General features: G+C 41.1%; 21 protein-coding genes. All 21 read right to left on the minus strand.

Annotation, left to right across the window (positions count from 1 at the left end; all coding sequences use genetic code 11):
* Window positions 1-2: 2 nt before the first annotated feature.
* Window positions 3-992 carry a DNA-directed RNA polymerase subunit alpha gene (locus EV693_RS06040; protein WP_132501474.1) on the minus strand — a complete coding sequence of 330 codons (990 nt, stop codon included), beginning with the start codon at window positions 990-992 and terminating at the stop codon, window positions 3-5.
* A gap of 46 nt (window positions 993-1038) precedes the next feature.
* Window positions 1039-1659, minus strand: a complete 621-nt coding sequence (rpsD, locus tag EV693_RS06045; protein ID WP_132501475.1) for a 30S ribosomal protein S4 — start codon at window positions 1657-1659, stop codon at window positions 1039-1041.
* Between the two features lie 28 nt (window positions 1660-1687).
* Window positions 1688-2077, minus strand: a complete 390-nt coding sequence (gene rpsK / locus EV693_RS06050) for a 30S ribosomal protein S11 (protein WP_132501476.1) — start codon at window positions 2075-2077, stop codon at window positions 1688-1690.
* Between the two features lie 15 nt (window positions 2078-2092).
* Window positions 2093-2449 carry a 30S ribosomal protein S13 gene (gene rpsM, locus EV693_RS06055; protein WP_132501477.1) on the minus strand — a complete coding sequence of 119 codons (357 nt, stop codon included), beginning with the start codon at window positions 2447-2449 and terminating at the stop codon, window positions 2093-2095.
* Window positions 2450-2584: 135 nt separating this feature from the next.
* Window positions 2585-2698 carry a 50S ribosomal protein L36 gene (rpmJ, locus tag EV693_RS06060; protein WP_132501478.1) on the minus strand — a complete coding sequence of 38 codons (114 nt, stop codon included), beginning with the start codon at window positions 2696-2698 and terminating at the stop codon, window positions 2585-2587.
* Between the two features lie 21 nt (window positions 2699-2719).
* Entirely contained in the window at window positions 2720-4039 is a 1320-nt protein-coding gene (gene secY, locus EV693_RS06065) for a preprotein translocase subunit SecY (protein WP_132501479.1), read from the minus strand.
* Between the two features lie 3 nt (window positions 4040-4042).
* Entirely contained in the window at window positions 4043-4477 is a 435-nt protein-coding gene (rplO, locus tag EV693_RS06070) for a 50S ribosomal protein L15 (RefSeq protein WP_132501480.1), read from the minus strand.
* A 4-nt stretch (window positions 4478-4481) separates the two neighbouring features.
* Window positions 4482-4661 (minus strand): 50S ribosomal protein L30, encoded by a 180-nt coding sequence (gene rpmD / locus EV693_RS06075; protein ID WP_005599315.1) that lies wholly within the window; start codon window positions 4659-4661, stop codon window positions 4482-4484.
* An 8-nt stretch (window positions 4662-4669) separates the two neighbouring features.
* The gene (rpsE, locus tag EV693_RS06080) at window positions 4670-5170 is read right to left on the minus strand and encodes a 30S ribosomal protein S5 (RefSeq protein WP_132501481.1); all 501 of its coding nucleotides are present in this window, start codon (window positions 5168-5170) and stop codon (window positions 4670-4672) included.
* 14 nt (window positions 5171-5184) lie between these two features.
* On the minus strand, window positions 5185-5538 hold the full coding sequence (gene rplR, locus EV693_RS06085) for a 50S ribosomal protein L18 (protein WP_132501482.1): 354 nt from the start codon (window positions 5536-5538) through the stop codon (window positions 5185-5187).
* A gap of 14 nt (window positions 5539-5552) precedes the next feature.
* Window positions 5553-6086 carry a 50S ribosomal protein L6 gene (rplF, locus tag EV693_RS06090; RefSeq protein ID WP_132501483.1) on the minus strand — a complete coding sequence of 178 codons (534 nt, stop codon included), beginning with the start codon at window positions 6084-6086 and terminating at the stop codon, window positions 5553-5555.
* A 13-nt stretch (window positions 6087-6099) separates the two neighbouring features.
* Complete coding sequence (rpsH, locus tag EV693_RS06095) at window positions 6100-6492, minus strand: 30S ribosomal protein S8 (RefSeq protein WP_132501484.1); 393 nt, start codon at window positions 6490-6492, stop codon at window positions 6100-6102.
* 36 nt (window positions 6493-6528) lie between these two features.
* Window positions 6529-6834 carry a 30S ribosomal protein S14 gene (gene rpsN, locus EV693_RS06100; RefSeq protein WP_132501485.1) on the minus strand — a complete coding sequence of 102 codons (306 nt, stop codon included), beginning with the start codon at window positions 6832-6834 and terminating at the stop codon, window positions 6529-6531.
* A gap of 11 nt (window positions 6835-6845) precedes the next feature.
* Window positions 6846-7385 (minus strand): 50S ribosomal protein L5, encoded by a 540-nt coding sequence (gene rplE / locus EV693_RS06105; protein ID WP_132501486.1) that lies wholly within the window; start codon window positions 7383-7385, stop codon window positions 6846-6848.
* Window positions 7386-7402: 17 nt separating this feature from the next.
* Window positions 7403-7714 carry a 50S ribosomal protein L24 gene (rplX, locus tag EV693_RS06110; protein ID WP_132501487.1) on the minus strand — a complete coding sequence of 104 codons (312 nt, stop codon included), beginning with the start codon at window positions 7712-7714 and terminating at the stop codon, window positions 7403-7405.
* Window positions 7715-7724: 10 nt separating this feature from the next.
* Window positions 7725-8096 (minus strand): 50S ribosomal protein L14, encoded by a 372-nt coding sequence (rplN, locus tag EV693_RS06115; protein WP_132501488.1) that lies wholly within the window; start codon window positions 8094-8096, stop codon window positions 7725-7727.
* A 251-nt stretch (window positions 8097-8347) separates the two neighbouring features.
* On the minus strand, window positions 8348-9805 hold the full coding sequence (locus EV693_RS06120) for an FGGY-family carbohydrate kinase (RefSeq protein ID WP_132501489.1): 1458 nt from the start codon (window positions 9803-9805) through the stop codon (window positions 8348-8350).
* A gap of 9 nt (window positions 9806-9814) precedes the next feature.
* A complete protein-coding gene (locus EV693_RS06125) occupies window positions 9815-10699 on the minus strand; it encodes an SMP-30/gluconolactonase/LRE family protein (RefSeq protein WP_132501490.1) in 885 nt (294 codons plus the stop codon).
* A gap of 68 nt (window positions 10700-10767) precedes the next feature.
* The gene (locus EV693_RS06130; protein WP_132501491.1) at window positions 10768-11883 is read right to left on the minus strand and encodes an ABC transporter substrate-binding protein; all 1116 of its coding nucleotides are present in this window, start codon (window positions 11881-11883) and stop codon (window positions 10768-10770) included.
* 16 nt (window positions 11884-11899) lie between these two features.
* Window positions 11900-12943 (minus strand): ABC transporter permease, encoded by a 1044-nt coding sequence (locus tag EV693_RS06135; RefSeq protein WP_132501492.1) that lies wholly within the window; start codon window positions 12941-12943, stop codon window positions 11900-11902.
* A gap of 56 nt (window positions 12944-12999) precedes the next feature.
* A complete protein-coding gene (locus tag EV693_RS06140) occupies window positions 13000-14511 on the minus strand; it encodes a sugar ABC transporter ATP-binding protein (RefSeq protein WP_132501493.1) in 1512 nt (503 codons plus the stop codon).
* Window positions 14512-14567: the final 56 nt, after the last annotated feature.

The following is a 14567-nucleotide window of genomic DNA, read 5'->3' on the forward strand; positions in this document are numbered from 1 at the left end:
AATTAGTCTTCAGCAATACTTGCTGGAGGCCAATTCTCAAGGCGCATACCTAGTGATAAGCCACGAGAAGCAAGCACGTCCTTAATTTCGGTAAGTGATTTCTTACCTAGATTTGGCGTCTTTAATAACTCAACTTCTGTACGCTGAACAAGATCACCGATATAGTGAATTGCCTCTGCTTTCAAACAGTTAGCTGAACGAACTGTTAACTCTAAGTCATCTACTGGACGAAGAAGAATCGGGTCAAACTCTGGTTTTTCTTCTTTCACCTCTGGTTGACGAACATCACGCAAATCAACAAATGCAGCTAATTGTTCTGCTAAAATTGTTGCAGCACGACGAATGGCTTCTTCTGGATCTAATGTTCCATTAGTTTCCATTTCAATGACAAGCTTGTCCAAGTCTGTACGCTGTTCAACACGAGCAGCTTCCACATTATAAGAAATGCGATCAACTGGGCTAAAACGAGCATCGACTAACAAGCGGCCGATTGGACGATTATCATCTTGTGTATGTACTAGTGCAGATGCAGGTACATATCCACGACCACGTCGAACACGAATACGCATATTAATAGACGCATTGTTATCTGTTAAATGACAAATAACATGGTTAGGATTCACAATTTCAACATCGCCATCATGTACAATGTCAGCTGCAATTACAGGGCCAATTCCAGATTTCGTTAGTGTCAAAATAACATCATCTTTATTTTGCACTTTCACCGCTAGACCTTTGAGATTTAACAGTACCTCAAGAATATCTTCTTGTACACCTTCTTTACTACTGTATTCGTGTAATACACCGTCAATTTCAACTTCTGTAACTGCACAACCAGGCATAGACGAAAGTAAAATGCGACGTAGTGCATTACCTAAAGTGTGGCCGAAACCCCGTTCTAACGGCTCTAAGGTCACTTTTGCGTGAGTTAAACTAACTTGTTCAATACTCACTAAACGTGGCTTTAAAAATTCTGTTACAGAACCCTGCATTTTATCCTCTCTTTGCTGTTAAGCATCCTTAAGCTAAATAAAATTATTATTTAGAGTAAAGCTCAACGATCAGATGTTCATTAATATCTGCTGATAGATCAGAACGTTCTGGAACACGCTTAAACACGCCTTCCATCTTAGTGACATCAACTTCTAACCAAGTTGGTTTCTCACGTTGGCTCGCTAATTCCAATGATGCCTTAATACGAGCTTGTTTCTTAGATTTCTCACGAACAGAAACGATATCGCCAACAGAAACCTGGAAGGAAGGAATATTAACAACACGACCGTTTACTACAACAGATTTATGACTGACTAACTGACGTGCTTCTGCACGAGTTGCCGCAAATCCCATACGATAAACAACATTATCTAAACGACCCTCTAATAATACTAATAAGTTCTCACCAGTATTACCCTTCAAGCGATTAGCTTCTTTATAATAATTGCGGAACTGACGCTCTAAGATGCCATAAATACGTCGAACTTTTTGTTTCTCACGAAGCTGACTACCATAGTCAGATAAGCGAGGTTTACGCACACCATGCTGACCGGGTGCTGTATCAATTTTACATTTTGACTCAATCGCACGGACACCAGATTTAAGGAATAAATCTGTACCCTCACGACGGCTTAGCTTGAGCTTAGGACCCAAATATCTTGCCATTTTCTTTCTCCAATTATTCTAACGTCAATTAAACACGACGTTTTTTCGGTGGACGACAACCGTTATGAGGAATCGGAGTCACATCAGTAATATTTGTGATACGAAAACCTGCTGCATTTAAAGCACGAATTGTCGATTCACGACCAGGACCCGGTCCTTTGACCATAACTTCCAAATTCTTTAAACCAAACTCTTTAACCATTTCTGCACAACGCTCTGCAGCAACTTGAGCAGCAAATGGAGTTGATTTACGTGAACCACGGAAACCTGAACCACCAGCAGTTGCCCAAGCGAGAGCATTCCCTTGACGGTCAGTAATAGTTACGATTGTATTGTTGAAAGATGCGTGGATATGTGCTACGCCATCTACGATTTGTTTTTTTACACGTTTACGTGTACGAACTGGTGTTTTAGCCATTTTATTTTACTCCGACTATTTCTTGATCGGTTTGCGTGGACCCTTACGAGTACGCGCATTAGTCTTAGTACGTTGACCACGCACTGGTAAACTACGACGATGACGTAAACCACGATAACAACCTAGGTCTAAAAGACGTTTGATGCTTAAAGTCACTTCACGACGTAAATCACCTTCGACAGTAAATTTACCAACTTCTTCACGCAGTTTTTCAATCTGCTCTTCAGACAATTCTCTGATCTTTACATCTTCAGCAATACCCGCTGCTGCACAGATAGCTTTAGCACGAGTTCTGCCGATACCATAAATTGCAGTTAATGCAATCACAGTATGTTTCTGATCAGGAATGTTAATGCCTGCAATACGGGCCACTATGCACTCCTATTTTTAAAGTTATCGATACACTGATCTTGAAAAGCCCGTTTCAGGATACTCAAACAGTATATCAGGAATAAATGAGCTGAGCAGTATAACCGCCCAGCTTGTTCTTTGCAAGAAAATTGTCAATCATCCTTGACGCTGTTTATGTTTAGGCTCACTGCAAATAACACGCACAACACCTTCGCGCTTGACAACTTTACAGTTACGACACATTCTTTTTACTGAAGCTCGAACTTTCATTACTTATCCTTAAAGGGCTGATCACCCTAAGCCTTTTAGATTGGCTTTTTTCAACACAGAATCATATTGTAGAGACATTAAATGACTTTGGATCTGTGCGATAAAGTCCATTATAACAACCACAACAATCAACAAAGATGTACCACCTAATTGAAACGATACATTCCATAGTGATGTTACGATATAAGGAACCAAACAAACAAAGGTAATATATAACGCACCGATTAAAGTTAAACGTGTCATTACTTTATCAATGTATCTTGATGTTTGTTCACCTGGTCGATAACCTGGTACAAATGCACCTGATTTCTTTAAATTATCCGCTGTATCACGAGGATTATACTGCATTCCTGTATAAAAGAATGCAAAGAAAATTATAGCAACTGTGAAGAGGACAATATATAAGGGCTGCCCTGGCTGCAATAATTGAGACAACTCAAATAACCATTCAAAGTTCTCAGTTTGCCCAAACCATTGCGTAATAGTTGCAGGAAATAAGATAATACTAGAAGCGAATATTGCTGGAATAACTCCAGCCATATTCACTTTCAATGGTAAATGAGATGATCTCGTAGGTACAACTGCTTTTCCTTGTTGACGTCCAGCATAGTGTACTACGATTCTTCTTTGTCCACGTTCTACGAATACAACAAAATATGTTACTGCAAATGCAACAAGCACTATTAATAATAGAACTGGTATAGAAATTTCGCCTTGACGAGATTGCTCTATTGTTTGTCCAATTACCGAAGGTAAATCAGCTACAATACCAGCAAAGATAATCAAAGAGATACCGTTACCAATTCCTCTTTCCGTAATTTGTTCACCGAGCCACATCAAAAACATCGTTCCAGTTACTAAACTGATAACAGAAGTGAGATAGAACAACATTGTAGGACTAGGAACTAACCCAACAAGCATATTCGGTAAAGCAAACGAAATACCAATAGACTGAACAATTGCTAATAACAAGGTCGCATAACGTGTATATTTACTGATTTTACGCCTTCCTGCCTCACCTTCTTTTTTCAATTCAGCTAATACAGGGTGAACAGCCGTCAACAATTGTATAATAATTGACGCTGAAATATAAGGCATAATACCTAACGCAAATATAGACGCTCTACTTAAAGCACCACCAGAAAACATATTGAACATATCAATGATAGTGCCCTGTTGTTGGCGAACTAATTCGGATAATACAGAAGCATCAATACCAGGAACAGGTATAAAAGAACCTATACGAAATACGATCAACGCACCTAAAACAAACAAAATTCTTGATTTTAGCTCGCTAGTCCCTTTTGTAATTTTACCTTGATACCCTGGTTGTTTTGCCATTTATTATTCCTCGATGGAACCACCAGCTGCTTCAATAGCAGCCTTAGCACCTTTAGTCACACCTAAGCCTTTAATAACAAATGCTTTATCAACATTACCTGACAAAATAATTTTTGCAGATAAAATATCTTTTGTAATCACATTTGCTACTTTAAGTGATTCTAATGTTACTACATTACCTTCAACTTTTGCTAACTCACTTAGGCGAACTTCAGCTGTTTGTAATGACTTAAGAGATGTAAAACCAAATTTTGGTAATCTACGATATAAAGGCATTTGACCACCTTCGAACCCACGGCGAACACCGCCACCTGTTCTAGATTTTTGACCTTTATGACCACGACCACCAGTTTTACCAACACCAGAACCAATACCACGACCTAAACGTTTACTGTTGTGCTTAGCACCTTCAGCTGCTGAAAGAGAATTTAAACGCATTTTATTACTCCTCAACCTTAACCATATAGGATACTTGATTGATCATACCACGCACTGCAGGTGTATCAATAAGCTCTACTGTGTGGCGAATATGACGCAGACCTAAACCTTTTAGCGTTGCTTTATGCTTTGGTAAACGAGCAATAGAGCTACGAGTTTGAGTTACTTTAATTGTTTTTGCCATATTCTCAATTACCCCAATATATCTTCAACAGTTTTACCACGTTTTGCAGCAACCATTTCAGGTGATTTCATATTTGCAAGTGCATCAATTGTTGCACGAACAACGTTAATCGGGTTGGTTGAACCGTACGCTTTAGAAAGCACATTACGAACACCTGCAACTTCCAATACTGCACGCATTGCACCGCCCGCAATAATACCAGTACCTTCACTTGCTGGTTGCATAAATACACGAGAACCAGTATGAGTACCTTTAACTGGGTGCTGTAACGTACCCTCATTTAAGGCAGCGTTAATCATATTACGACGAGCTTTCTCCATCGCTTTTTGGATAGCTGCTGGAACTTCACGCGCTTTACCATAACCAAAACCTACACGACCATTACCATCGCCTACTACTGTCAAAGCAGTAAAACTCATAATACGACCGCCTTTTACGGTTTTAGACACACGGTTAACCGCAATTAGCTTTTCCTGCAGTTCACCAGCTTGTTTTTCGATGTTTGACATCTCAAATTCCTCTATTAGAACTGAAGACCAGCTTCACGAGCAGCGTCTGCCAATGATTGCACACGACCGTGGTATTTAAAACCAGAACGATCAAATGCAACCGCTTTAATACCTTTTTCTAAAGCACGCTCTGCAACAAGTTTACCTACGATTGCTGCTGCTTCTTTATTACCAGTATATTTAACTTGCTCTTTAATTACTTTCTCAACAGTTGAAGCTGCTGCTAGTACTTCTGAGCCATTAGGTGCAATTACCTGCGCATAAATATGACGAGGTGTGCGATGCACAACCAAACGGGTTGCACCTTGCTCTCTCATTAAATGACGTGCACGGGTTGCACGACGGATACGAGCTACTTTCTTATCCATAGTGTTACCTTACTTTACTTTTTCTTCGCTTCTTTTGTACGTACTACTTCATCAGAGTAACGTACACCCTTACCTTTATAAGGCTCAGGTTTGCGATATGCACGAATATCTGCTGCTACTTGACCAAGTAACTGTTTATCAGCACTTTTCAACACAATTTCAGTTTGAGAAGGGCATTCAGCAGTTACGCCAGTTGGCAACGCATGTTCTACTGGGTGAGAAAAACCTAAACTTAAGGCAATTGAATTACCTTTCATTTGAGCTCTATAACCAACACCCACCAATTGCAATTTCTTAGTAAAGCCCTCAGTAACACCAATAACCATAGCACTAACAAGTGCACGAGCAGTACCTGCCTGTGCATCTGCATTAGCAATACCCTCACGAGGAGCGAAAGTTAATACGTTAGCATCTTGATTTACTTCAACTGCATTATGAATTTCACGAGATAACTCGCCATTTTTTCCTTTAACTGTTAATAGCTGACCGTTAAGTTTAACCTCAACTCCGGCAGGAATATTAACAGGTGCTTTTGCAACACGAGACATTTTCCTACCCCTATTATGCTACGTAACAGATAATTTCACCGCCGAGACCAGCTTGACGTGCTGCACGGTCGGTCATTACACCTTTAGATGTAGAAACAACAGCAATACCTAAACCGCCCATTACTTTAGGTAATTCATCTTTACGTTTATAAATACGAAGACCAGGACGGCTTACACGTTGGATATTTTCTACAACAGGTTTATTTTGGAAATATTTTAAAGTAATTTCCAACTCAGGCTTAACGCCTTCAGTAACTTTAAAGCTCTCAACATAACCTTCTTCAGCTAAAACATTTGCAATAGCAACTTTTAACTTAGATGAAGGCATACTGATCGCAACTTTGTTCGCAGCTTGACCGTTACGAATACGGGTCAACATATCTGCGATTGGATCTTGCATGCTCATGTATTTACTCCCATGATTCCAAATTAAGAGAGGTTATTACCAGCTAGCTTTCTTAAGGCCTGGAATTTCACCACGCATTGCGGCTTCACGCACCTTAATACGGCTTAAACCAAACTTGCTTAGTACACCGTGAGGGCGACCAGTTTGGCGACAACGATTACGCTGACGACTTGGGCTAGAATCACGAGGTAAAGTCTGTAATTTTAATACAGCATTCCAACGTTCTTCATCTGTAGAGTTTTCACTTGAGATAATCGCCTTTAACTCTTGACGTTTTGCGTAGTACTTATCAGCTAATTTGGCACGTTTTACATCACGTGCAATCATTGATTGTTTTGCCACGATAACCTACCTTATTTACGGAATGGGAAATTAAAGGCAGCTAATAAAGCTTGACCTTCTTCATTACTTTTCGCAGTCGTAGTGATTGTAATATCTAAACCACGCACACGATCAACTTTATCGTAGTCGATCTCTGGAAAAATAATTTGTTCACGAACACCCATACTGTAATTTCCACGTCCGTCAAAAGACTTCGGATTTAAACCACGAAAATCACGAACACGAGGAACAGCAATAGTAATCAATCTTTCAAAGAACTCCCACATACGTTCACCACGCAGGGTTACTTTGCACCCGATCGGATATCCCTGACGGATTTTAAAGCCTGCAACAGATTTGCGTGCTTTAGTAATTAAAGGTTTCTGACCGCTAATTGCTGCTAAATCTGCTACTGCATTATCTAGCAATTTCTTATCGGTCAATGCTTCACCCACACCCATATTCAGGGTTATCTTTTCGATTCGTGGGACTTGCATGACAGATGAGTAGTTGAATTTTTCTTTCAATTCATTTACTACTGTATCTCTGTAGTAATCATGCAGTTTCGCCATCGCATTACTCCAGTTAATTAAATAATTTCATTATTAGATTTGAAGAAACGGACTTTTTTACCCTCTTCGAATCTAAAACCTACACGGTCAGCTTTATTTGTTTTTGGGTTAAAAATTGCCACATTTGACGTATCAATTGGAGCTTCTTTCTTCACTAAACCACCAGCTTTACCTAAAGCAGGAACTGGTTTTTCGTGTTTAGTGATAATTTTAACACCTTCAACAATCACTTTACCATTTGGTAACACTTGAGTTACCTTACCACGCTTGCCTTTGTCTTTACCAGCAAGCACAATTACTTCATCATTTTGACGGATTTTAGCAGCCATTACATTCTCCTTACAGTACTTCTGGAGCTAAAGAGATGATTTTCATAAACTTCTCAGAACGAAGTTCACGAGTCACTGGTCCAAAAATACGAGTACCGATAGGTTGCTCAGTATTGTTGTTCAACATTACACAAGCATTGCCATCGAAACGAATAACTGATCCATCTGGGCGACGAACACCCTTCTTGGTGCGCACAACAACCGCTTTTAACACATCACCTTTTTTTACTTTACCACGAGGAATTGCTTCTTTCACAGTAACTTTAATGATGTCGCCAATAGCAGCGTAACGACGGTGCGATCCACCTAGAACCTTGATACACATTACGCTACGAGCCCCTGAATTATCAGCAACGTCCAGCATAGTCTGTTCTTGGATCATATTAGTGCTCCGTTAAATAAAAAAACACCCTTTCGGGACGAACCTATTTGCCCTATGCAAATAGTCTGCGGATTGTACTCCATTTTAGCATTTCAACGCAAACACAATTTATAAATTTCCTTTCAAATACAGTCTTATGCTGTATTCAAAATCGCAAACGGCAAACTGTTTATACCTATTACATTATGCCGACTACGCACAATACTAATTTTGCAAAATTCGATTAAAAACTCAGTGCTTGTTGTGTACAATTAAAGCATTGCTTTCAAACTTTCCGTTAAGCATTGATAACGTTGGTATTTTTGCTCATATGCCACAAAATTTTCAGCGTTAGGTTCAACACTCAACATTTCAGCACCTAATGCTTTTATCTGTGAGCAATCATTGTTCGTTGCTTGCATAGCCATTAACGCCGCACCTAAGCAACCCGCCTCTTCAACATTTGGAATTTCTAGCCGCATTCCTGTGAGATCAGCGAGCATTTGCATCCAAGCTGCAGATTTCGTGGGTCCGCCAGTTACTCGCAATACAGTTGCATTTGGGAAACGCTGCTTCATTCGGTTGAGGTGATACATTAGGCTAAATAACACACCTTCATAAATCGCTTGCAGCAAGTGTGCTTGGCTGTGGTGTGCTTGCAAACCATAAAAACCTGCCTGCATACCCAACCCTGCATTTGAGCCATACAAAAACGGAACAAACAAGACAGAACTCGCTGCTGGGGCAAGACTTGCCACTTGCTGGTTAATTTCTGTGTAATCTAACTTCCATTGCTTCACAAACCATTCTAAATTACCAGAAGAGGTTGGACTTGCCTCGTGAACAATAAACTTACCCTCATCAACATAGCGTCCATAAACAAACGGTAGTAGCTGATTTGGATCAAGATAATCCGTGATACCACTCACCACAGACCAAGTGCCTAACACTACATTTAATTTAGTTTCATCATCTAACCCTGCACAACGTGCTGTTGAGACAACATCAAATAGCCCCCCCACAACAGGCGTACCTGCCGCCAATCCTGTCAATTCTGCGGCTTCTGCGGTTACATAACCTGCCACTTCATTAGGTTTAATCACAAGCGGTAATTTTTCCAAAATAGTTTGCAAACCGAGCAGATCAGCCAACTGCTGATCGTATTCCCCTGTTGCCATATTGTAGAGGTTACTCTCAGAAATATTGGTTTCTTCACAATGTAGCTTGCCTGTTAAACAGAAACGTAAATAATCGTGGGACATCAGCACTGAGCCAATATTGGCATAGCGTTCAGGTTCATTTTCTTGTAACCACTTCAAAATGGAAACAGGGTGCCCTGTCCACAAGGTTTGGCGTGTCAGTGGATATAATTTTTCAGGCACACCTTCCGCTTGCCAGCGTTTCACAATTTCAAGAGAACGTTGATCAGACGACAAAATCGCCCTACCCAGCGGTTTATTTTGCTTATCAAGCAAAAACGCCCCCTTGCCTTGAGCAGAAATCCCCACGCCTTTAATAGCGGTTGGATTTACGCCACTTTTTGCAATCGTTTGACGCACAACCTCAGCACAAACTTGCCAAAGCTGCTGCATATCTCGCTCGGCATAGCCTGCTTGTCCACTGATAACAGCCACATTCTCACGAAAAATACCGTGCAATTCGCCAGTTTTATCAAAAAGAGCCGCTTTCACAAAAGTACCGCCGCAATCTATGCCAAGATAATAATTCATAAAATATCCCTATTGAAAAATCAAACGATACAAGCTGTTGCTTGCTGTAATAAATAATGTTTTTTGGTCATTTCCAAAAGTACAATTTGAGGTAGTTTTATGTAATAACAACCTAGCCAACAGCGTACCGTCAGCGAGCAGAATCACCAAGCCATTCTCACAGCTACAATAAATAATATTTTGCTGATCAATACAAAAGCCATCTGGAATACCAGGGGTAATTTCAGCGACCTCTCGGCGATGAGTGAGCCTTTGCCCTTCCACATCGAAAACCACCAAATGATGTAATCCCTCTTCACTAAATTCAACCGCTGACATATCTGCAACAAACAGTTGCTTTTCATCAGCTGAAAATGCCAAACCATTCGGTCGCATCACGTTGAAAGTAGCAATATTGAGTTTGTGAGTTCGAGGGTCAAAGCAATAGATATAGCAGCCAATAATTTCACTAGGGGACTTTTTCCCCTCCGCATCACTTAAAATCCCATAAGGCGGATCAGTAAACCAAATCGTTCCATCGGATTTCACCACGACATCATTTGGCGAATTAAGACGTTTCCCTTCAAAATGATCAACCAAAATCGATACTTCCCCTTTCCGATTGGTTAAACTAATACCTCGGTGACCGTGTTCACAGGTAACCAAATTACCATCTAAATCCACCGTATTGCCATTCGCAAAATAAGAAGGTGAACGGAAAATTTGTACGCCTGTTTCTGCTGTCCAGCGATACATTGTGTTGCCTTTTACATCGCTAAAAATCAAGGCTTGATCTTTGGTATGCCAAGCTGGACCTTCCGCCCAAATCGCTTTATCAAATAGTTCATCTAATTGAAAAGTTTCCCCAACTAATTGATAGAAACGATTATCATAAATTTCAAGTTGAGTTTGCATAGTCTGTCTTATGAGGTAAGCGGTCAGATTTGCAAAAAAAATTGCAAAAATGACCGCTTGTTAAACAACTACTTCACGCCCCAAATGGCTTTGTAAGCGTCTTTGTAACCATTTTTTGGATCGTAGAGATTTTTCTCACCGCCATCAAACGCCACATTTTCTTTAATCACAAGATGTACAGGTGTAACGTAGCCTGATGGTTTTTCGTTCGCAAATGCACGATTAAGTTCATCAACCAGTTGCCAACCGTGTAAATTTAATGGCTCTGGTACTGTAGCGAATTGCTTATCATCATTACGAATCCGTTGATATGCCGTTACCGAGCCATCGCCTGCTGAAATGTTATATGGCATTTCCCCTTTATTGGCAGAACGTAATGATGGAGCCATAAAGTCAAAATAGAGGTCATTAATTGCCAAGGTATATTGGAAATCATCACCATACTTTTGCAATAAGCTAAACGTTAAACTTGGCATACGGCTAGAGGTATCTGCTAGCGGCGTGTCAATAAACTCTAATACCTCGCACTCTTTACATTGCTCAATCACCTCTTTCATCACGGTTGCTTTACGCAGAGCAATTTCATATAACGAGTCAGTTAAAATCACCACTTTTGCTTTTCCGTCAGATTTAGCAACCGCTTGTAATGCAGAAAGACGTGCGATTTCATCAGAATCTGAGGTTACATTATAAAAAATATTGTATTTCTCATCTGAACCAGGGGTCGGTGTGGCGTGCCACGCCACCAACTGAATGCCATTTTTTACCGCTTTTTTAAGGGGAATTTTTGCCACATTCGGATTCCAACCACCGATCACAATCGCATCAGGCTTGCGAGCAATCGCTTGATTGAGGGCGGATAATTGATTATTCACCGTGCCAGCACCATCTAACACATCTAACTTCCAGCCTGTTGTACTCACCGCTTCTTTCATTCCATCAATCACGCCCAACACGCCACCGTTTTTCATATCAGAGGCAATAAAAATCACGGTTTTTCCTTGTTGCAGCTTAGGTCCTGAGGTTGGACCGTCCCATTTTTCTTGCTTAGCAGTTGCGGCTAAAACCTGCTGTTTCGCCGCCTCGACAAATGGATCATTGGCTAAGGCAAAATTTGTACTTGCCCCCATCGTAATCAGTGCTAGCAAACTATGCTTGAAATGACGTTTAAAGTAAGATTTCATCGTGAACTCCTTTGAGTTATTGAGTAGATTTCTTGTGGATTGATTTTTGATTCAGCAAGCGTTTACGTTGTGCATAGCCTGCAATCGTAATCGACAGAAGTAAAGTTGCACCGTTAAAGAGAGGCTCAACCCAAAACGCACCACCAAATTGTTGAATACCTGAAATACCAATGGCTAAAATCGCAATACCAACCACCGTTCCCCACACATTAATTCGCCCAGGTCGGATAGTGGTACTGCCAAGGAAGGCCCCAACAAGAGCGGGTAAGAGATAATCCATACCCACACTTGCTTGCCCCACGCCTTGCTGAGCGGAGATCAATATGCCTGTCAATGCGGTGATCACACTTGAGACTACAAATGGCACTATCGTGTATTTTTTAATATTAATCCCATTCAAACGAGCTGCCACAGGGTTTACCCCAACCGCATACATCGCTCGTCCAGTCGGCGTATGTTCCGTAACGAGCCACATAATCACGGCGACAACTAACACATAGAATGCAGAGATAGGCATTCCCCAAACTTCCGTGCTGTTTAACGCAATAAATTCATCAGGCAAATCGCCCACAATCTGTCTACCGCCAGAATGCCACAAGGCTACCGCATACAGTACTGTGCCTGAACCCAAGGTTGCCACAAAGCTGTCAATATCAGCTAATGCCACCAAAATACCATTTAGCAGCCCATACAATGCCGCAATGATGAGTACGGTTACAATCGCCATTTGCCAAGAAAAGCCAAATTGCACTTGAAGCGTGATGACAAGAATGTGCCATAACACAATACCAAACCCAACATTCAGATCAATTTTACCCACAATCATCGTCGTGGTTGCCGCTAAAGCTAATAGCGCAATTTTTGATTTACTTTCTAAAATTGCATTGAGCGTCAGCATTGATGCAAATGACTCTGTTGTCAGGGAGAAAATAGCCACAAGCAACACACAAAGCAGTAATAAACCGTAGCGAGTAACCATTTGAGAAGACCACGCCAACAAGCCGTCTCTTGCAATAGAAACAGGCTGCTCAAGTGCAGTCGATTTAATATTTGTCGCCATAAAGCCTCCAAAATAGCGGTTAAATTTGCTAATTTTTTTGCAAAACTGACCGCTTGTTATGCCATTTTTGATTGAGAATCCGATGCTAATGCAAGCAGGTTAGCAAAGGTAATTTGTTCATTTTTTAACTCGCCTGCAATTTCACCTCGATTGAAAACCAATGCTCGATTACAGAGATGAGCAATTTCCTCAAAATCCGTTGAAATCACAATAATTGCCACGCCTTCTTTCAATGCCTTATTGAGCAAATCGTAGATTTCTGCTCTTGCTCCCACATCTACGCCTGCGGTTGGATCTTCCAAAATCAACACTGGTGTATTGAGATGTAGCCAGCGTGCCAACACAATTTTTTGCTGATTACCGCCTGATAACGCACTGGCATCAATAAACAGATTTTTCGGACGAATATCGAACAGTTGAAATTTAAACCAACTTGCCCCCCATTCCTCACGGCGGTTATACCATTTGAGGGGAGAATGCCCGCTCAGTGCAGGGTTGATAAACAAATTCTCCGTTGTGGTCATCGACATAAACACGCTTTCTTGAGTGCGATCCCCTGCCACTAACGCAACGCCTTTTTGGATAGCGTCTTGCGGAGCAGTCGCCAAATACGCCTGTTTATTCAGATAAATTACCCCATTATCTAGCTCTCTTAATCCAAATAACAAACGACCAATCTCTTCTTGACCTGCACCACGCAACCCAACCAGTGCAATCATCTCACCTTGATGTAAGCGAAACGACACAGGTCCAGTATCGCCGACCACAACATGATCAAGTTGAAGTACCTCTGGCGTATTCTCAGGCAAAGGTAAACGCTGTTTACCTCGACTTTCCTCACCAACAATTGCTTTTACCAACCCTTTCACATCGTAATTTTTCGTTGTCCCCTCTGCGACAGGACAACCATCTCGCATCACTAAAATTCGATCAGAAATCGCCACCACCTCGTCAAGACGATGAGTAACATAAATCATTCCAACCCCCTGCTCTCGCAAGCAGTTTAAAACCGTGAAAAGATGTTCCACATCGCTCGCAGGCAAAGAAGCGGTCGGTTCATCAAGCACTAAAATTTCCGCATTCACCGCAATCGCTCGAGCAATCGCCAGTAACGCTTTTTCCGTACGACTTAAGTCAAACACTCGAGTATCTGCCGACAACTTAATCCCCACCGCATCTAAAGCCTGTTGGGCCTGATGACGGATTTTTTGCCAATCAATCAGACCGAAACGGCGAGGAAACCCCATCACAAATGCCATATTTTCAGCAATCGTCATCCATTCAATTAAGCCTAAATCTTGATGGATAAACGCAATAGGCTGCTTGTTGTCTTTTTTAAGTGAAGTAGCGGATTGAATTTTTTGCTGATGAAATAAAATATCCCCCGCATCACGTTCATAAATACCCGCCAAAATTTTGATCAGTGTCGATTTACCCGCCCCATTTTCACCGAGTAACGCAACAATTTCGCCTGAATGAATATCCAAACTCACGTCATTGACCGCAGTATGGCTACCAAAGTGCTTGATAATATGTTGAAGACTCAACACTGGTGTCGCTGAAGTCATAAGACCTCCAAGTCTGCTTAGAACTTAAAAAAAGCGGTCTATTTAACAAAATTTAT

The sequence above is a fragment of the Nicoletella semolina genome (assembly GCF_004345745.1).
Classification (GTDB): domain Bacteria; phylum Pseudomonadota; class Gammaproteobacteria; order Enterobacterales; family Pasteurellaceae; genus Nicoletella; species Nicoletella semolina.

Coding starts and splice junctions, on each gene's coding strand:
- rpsE (WP_132501481.1), bottom strand. CDS start 5,170: ATGTCAAACATCGAAAAACAAGCTGGTGAACTGCAGGAAAAGCTAATT.
- rplO (WP_132501480.1), bottom strand. CDS start 4,477: ATGCGTTTAAATTCTCTTTCAGCAGCTGAAGGTGCTAAGCACAACAGT.
- rpmD (WP_005599315.1), bottom strand. CDS start 4,661: ATGGCAAAAACAATTAAAGTAACTCAAACTCGTAGCTCTATTGCTCGT.
- EV693_RS06125 (WP_132501490.1), bottom strand. CDS start 10,699: ATGCAAACTCAACTTGAAATTTATGATAATCGTTTCTATCAATTAGTT.
- rpsK (WP_132501476.1), bottom strand. CDS start 2,077: ATGGCTAAAACACCAGTTCGTACACGTAAACGTGTAAAAAAACAAATC.
- rplX (WP_132501487.1), bottom strand. CDS start 7,714: ATGGCTGCTAAAATCCGTCAAAATGATGAAGTAATTGTGCTTGCTGGT.
- rplN (WP_132501488.1), bottom strand. CDS start 8,096: ATGATCCAAGAACAGACTATGCTGGACGTTGCTGATAATTCAGGGGCT.
- rplF (WP_132501483.1), bottom strand. CDS start 6,086: ATGTCTCGTGTTGCAAAAGCACCTGTTAATATTCCTGCCGGAGTTGAG.
- rpsH (WP_132501484.1), bottom strand. CDS start 6,492: ATGAGCATGCAAGATCCAATCGCAGATATGTTGACCCGTATTCGTAAC.
- EV693_RS06135 (WP_132501492.1), bottom strand. CDS start 12,943: ATGGCGACAAATATTAAATCGACTGCACTTGAGCAGCCTGTTTCTATT.
- rplR (WP_132501482.1), bottom strand. CDS start 5,538: ATGGATAAGAAAGTAGCTCGTATCCGTCGTGCAACCCGTGCACGTCAT.
- EV693_RS06040 (WP_132501474.1), bottom strand. CDS start 992: ATGCAGGGTTCTGTAACAGAATTTTTAAAGCCACGTTTAGTGAGTATT.
- EV693_RS06120 (WP_132501489.1), bottom strand. CDS start 9,805: ATGAATTATTATCTTGGCATAGATTGCGGCGGTACTTTTGTGAAAGCG.
- EV693_RS06140 (WP_132501493.1), bottom strand. CDS start 14,511: ATGACTTCAGCGACACCAGTGTTGAGTCTTCAACATATTATCAAGCAC.
- rplE (WP_132501486.1), bottom strand. CDS start 7,385: ATGGCGAAACTGCATGATTACTACAGAGATACAGTAGTAAATGAATTG.
- secY (WP_132501479.1), bottom strand. CDS start 4,039: ATGGCAAAACAACCAGGGTATCAAGGTAAAATTACAAAAGGGACTAGC.
- rpmJ (WP_132501478.1), bottom strand. CDS start 2,698: ATGAAAGTTCGAGCTTCAGTAAAAAGAATGTGTCGTAACTGTAAAGTT.
- rpsD (WP_132501475.1), bottom strand. CDS start 1,659: ATGGCAAGATATTTGGGTCCTAAGCTCAAGCTAAGCCGTCGTGAGGGT.
- EV693_RS06130 (WP_132501491.1), bottom strand. CDS start 11,883: ATGAAATCTTACTTTAAACGTCATTTCAAGCATAGTTTGCTAGCACTG.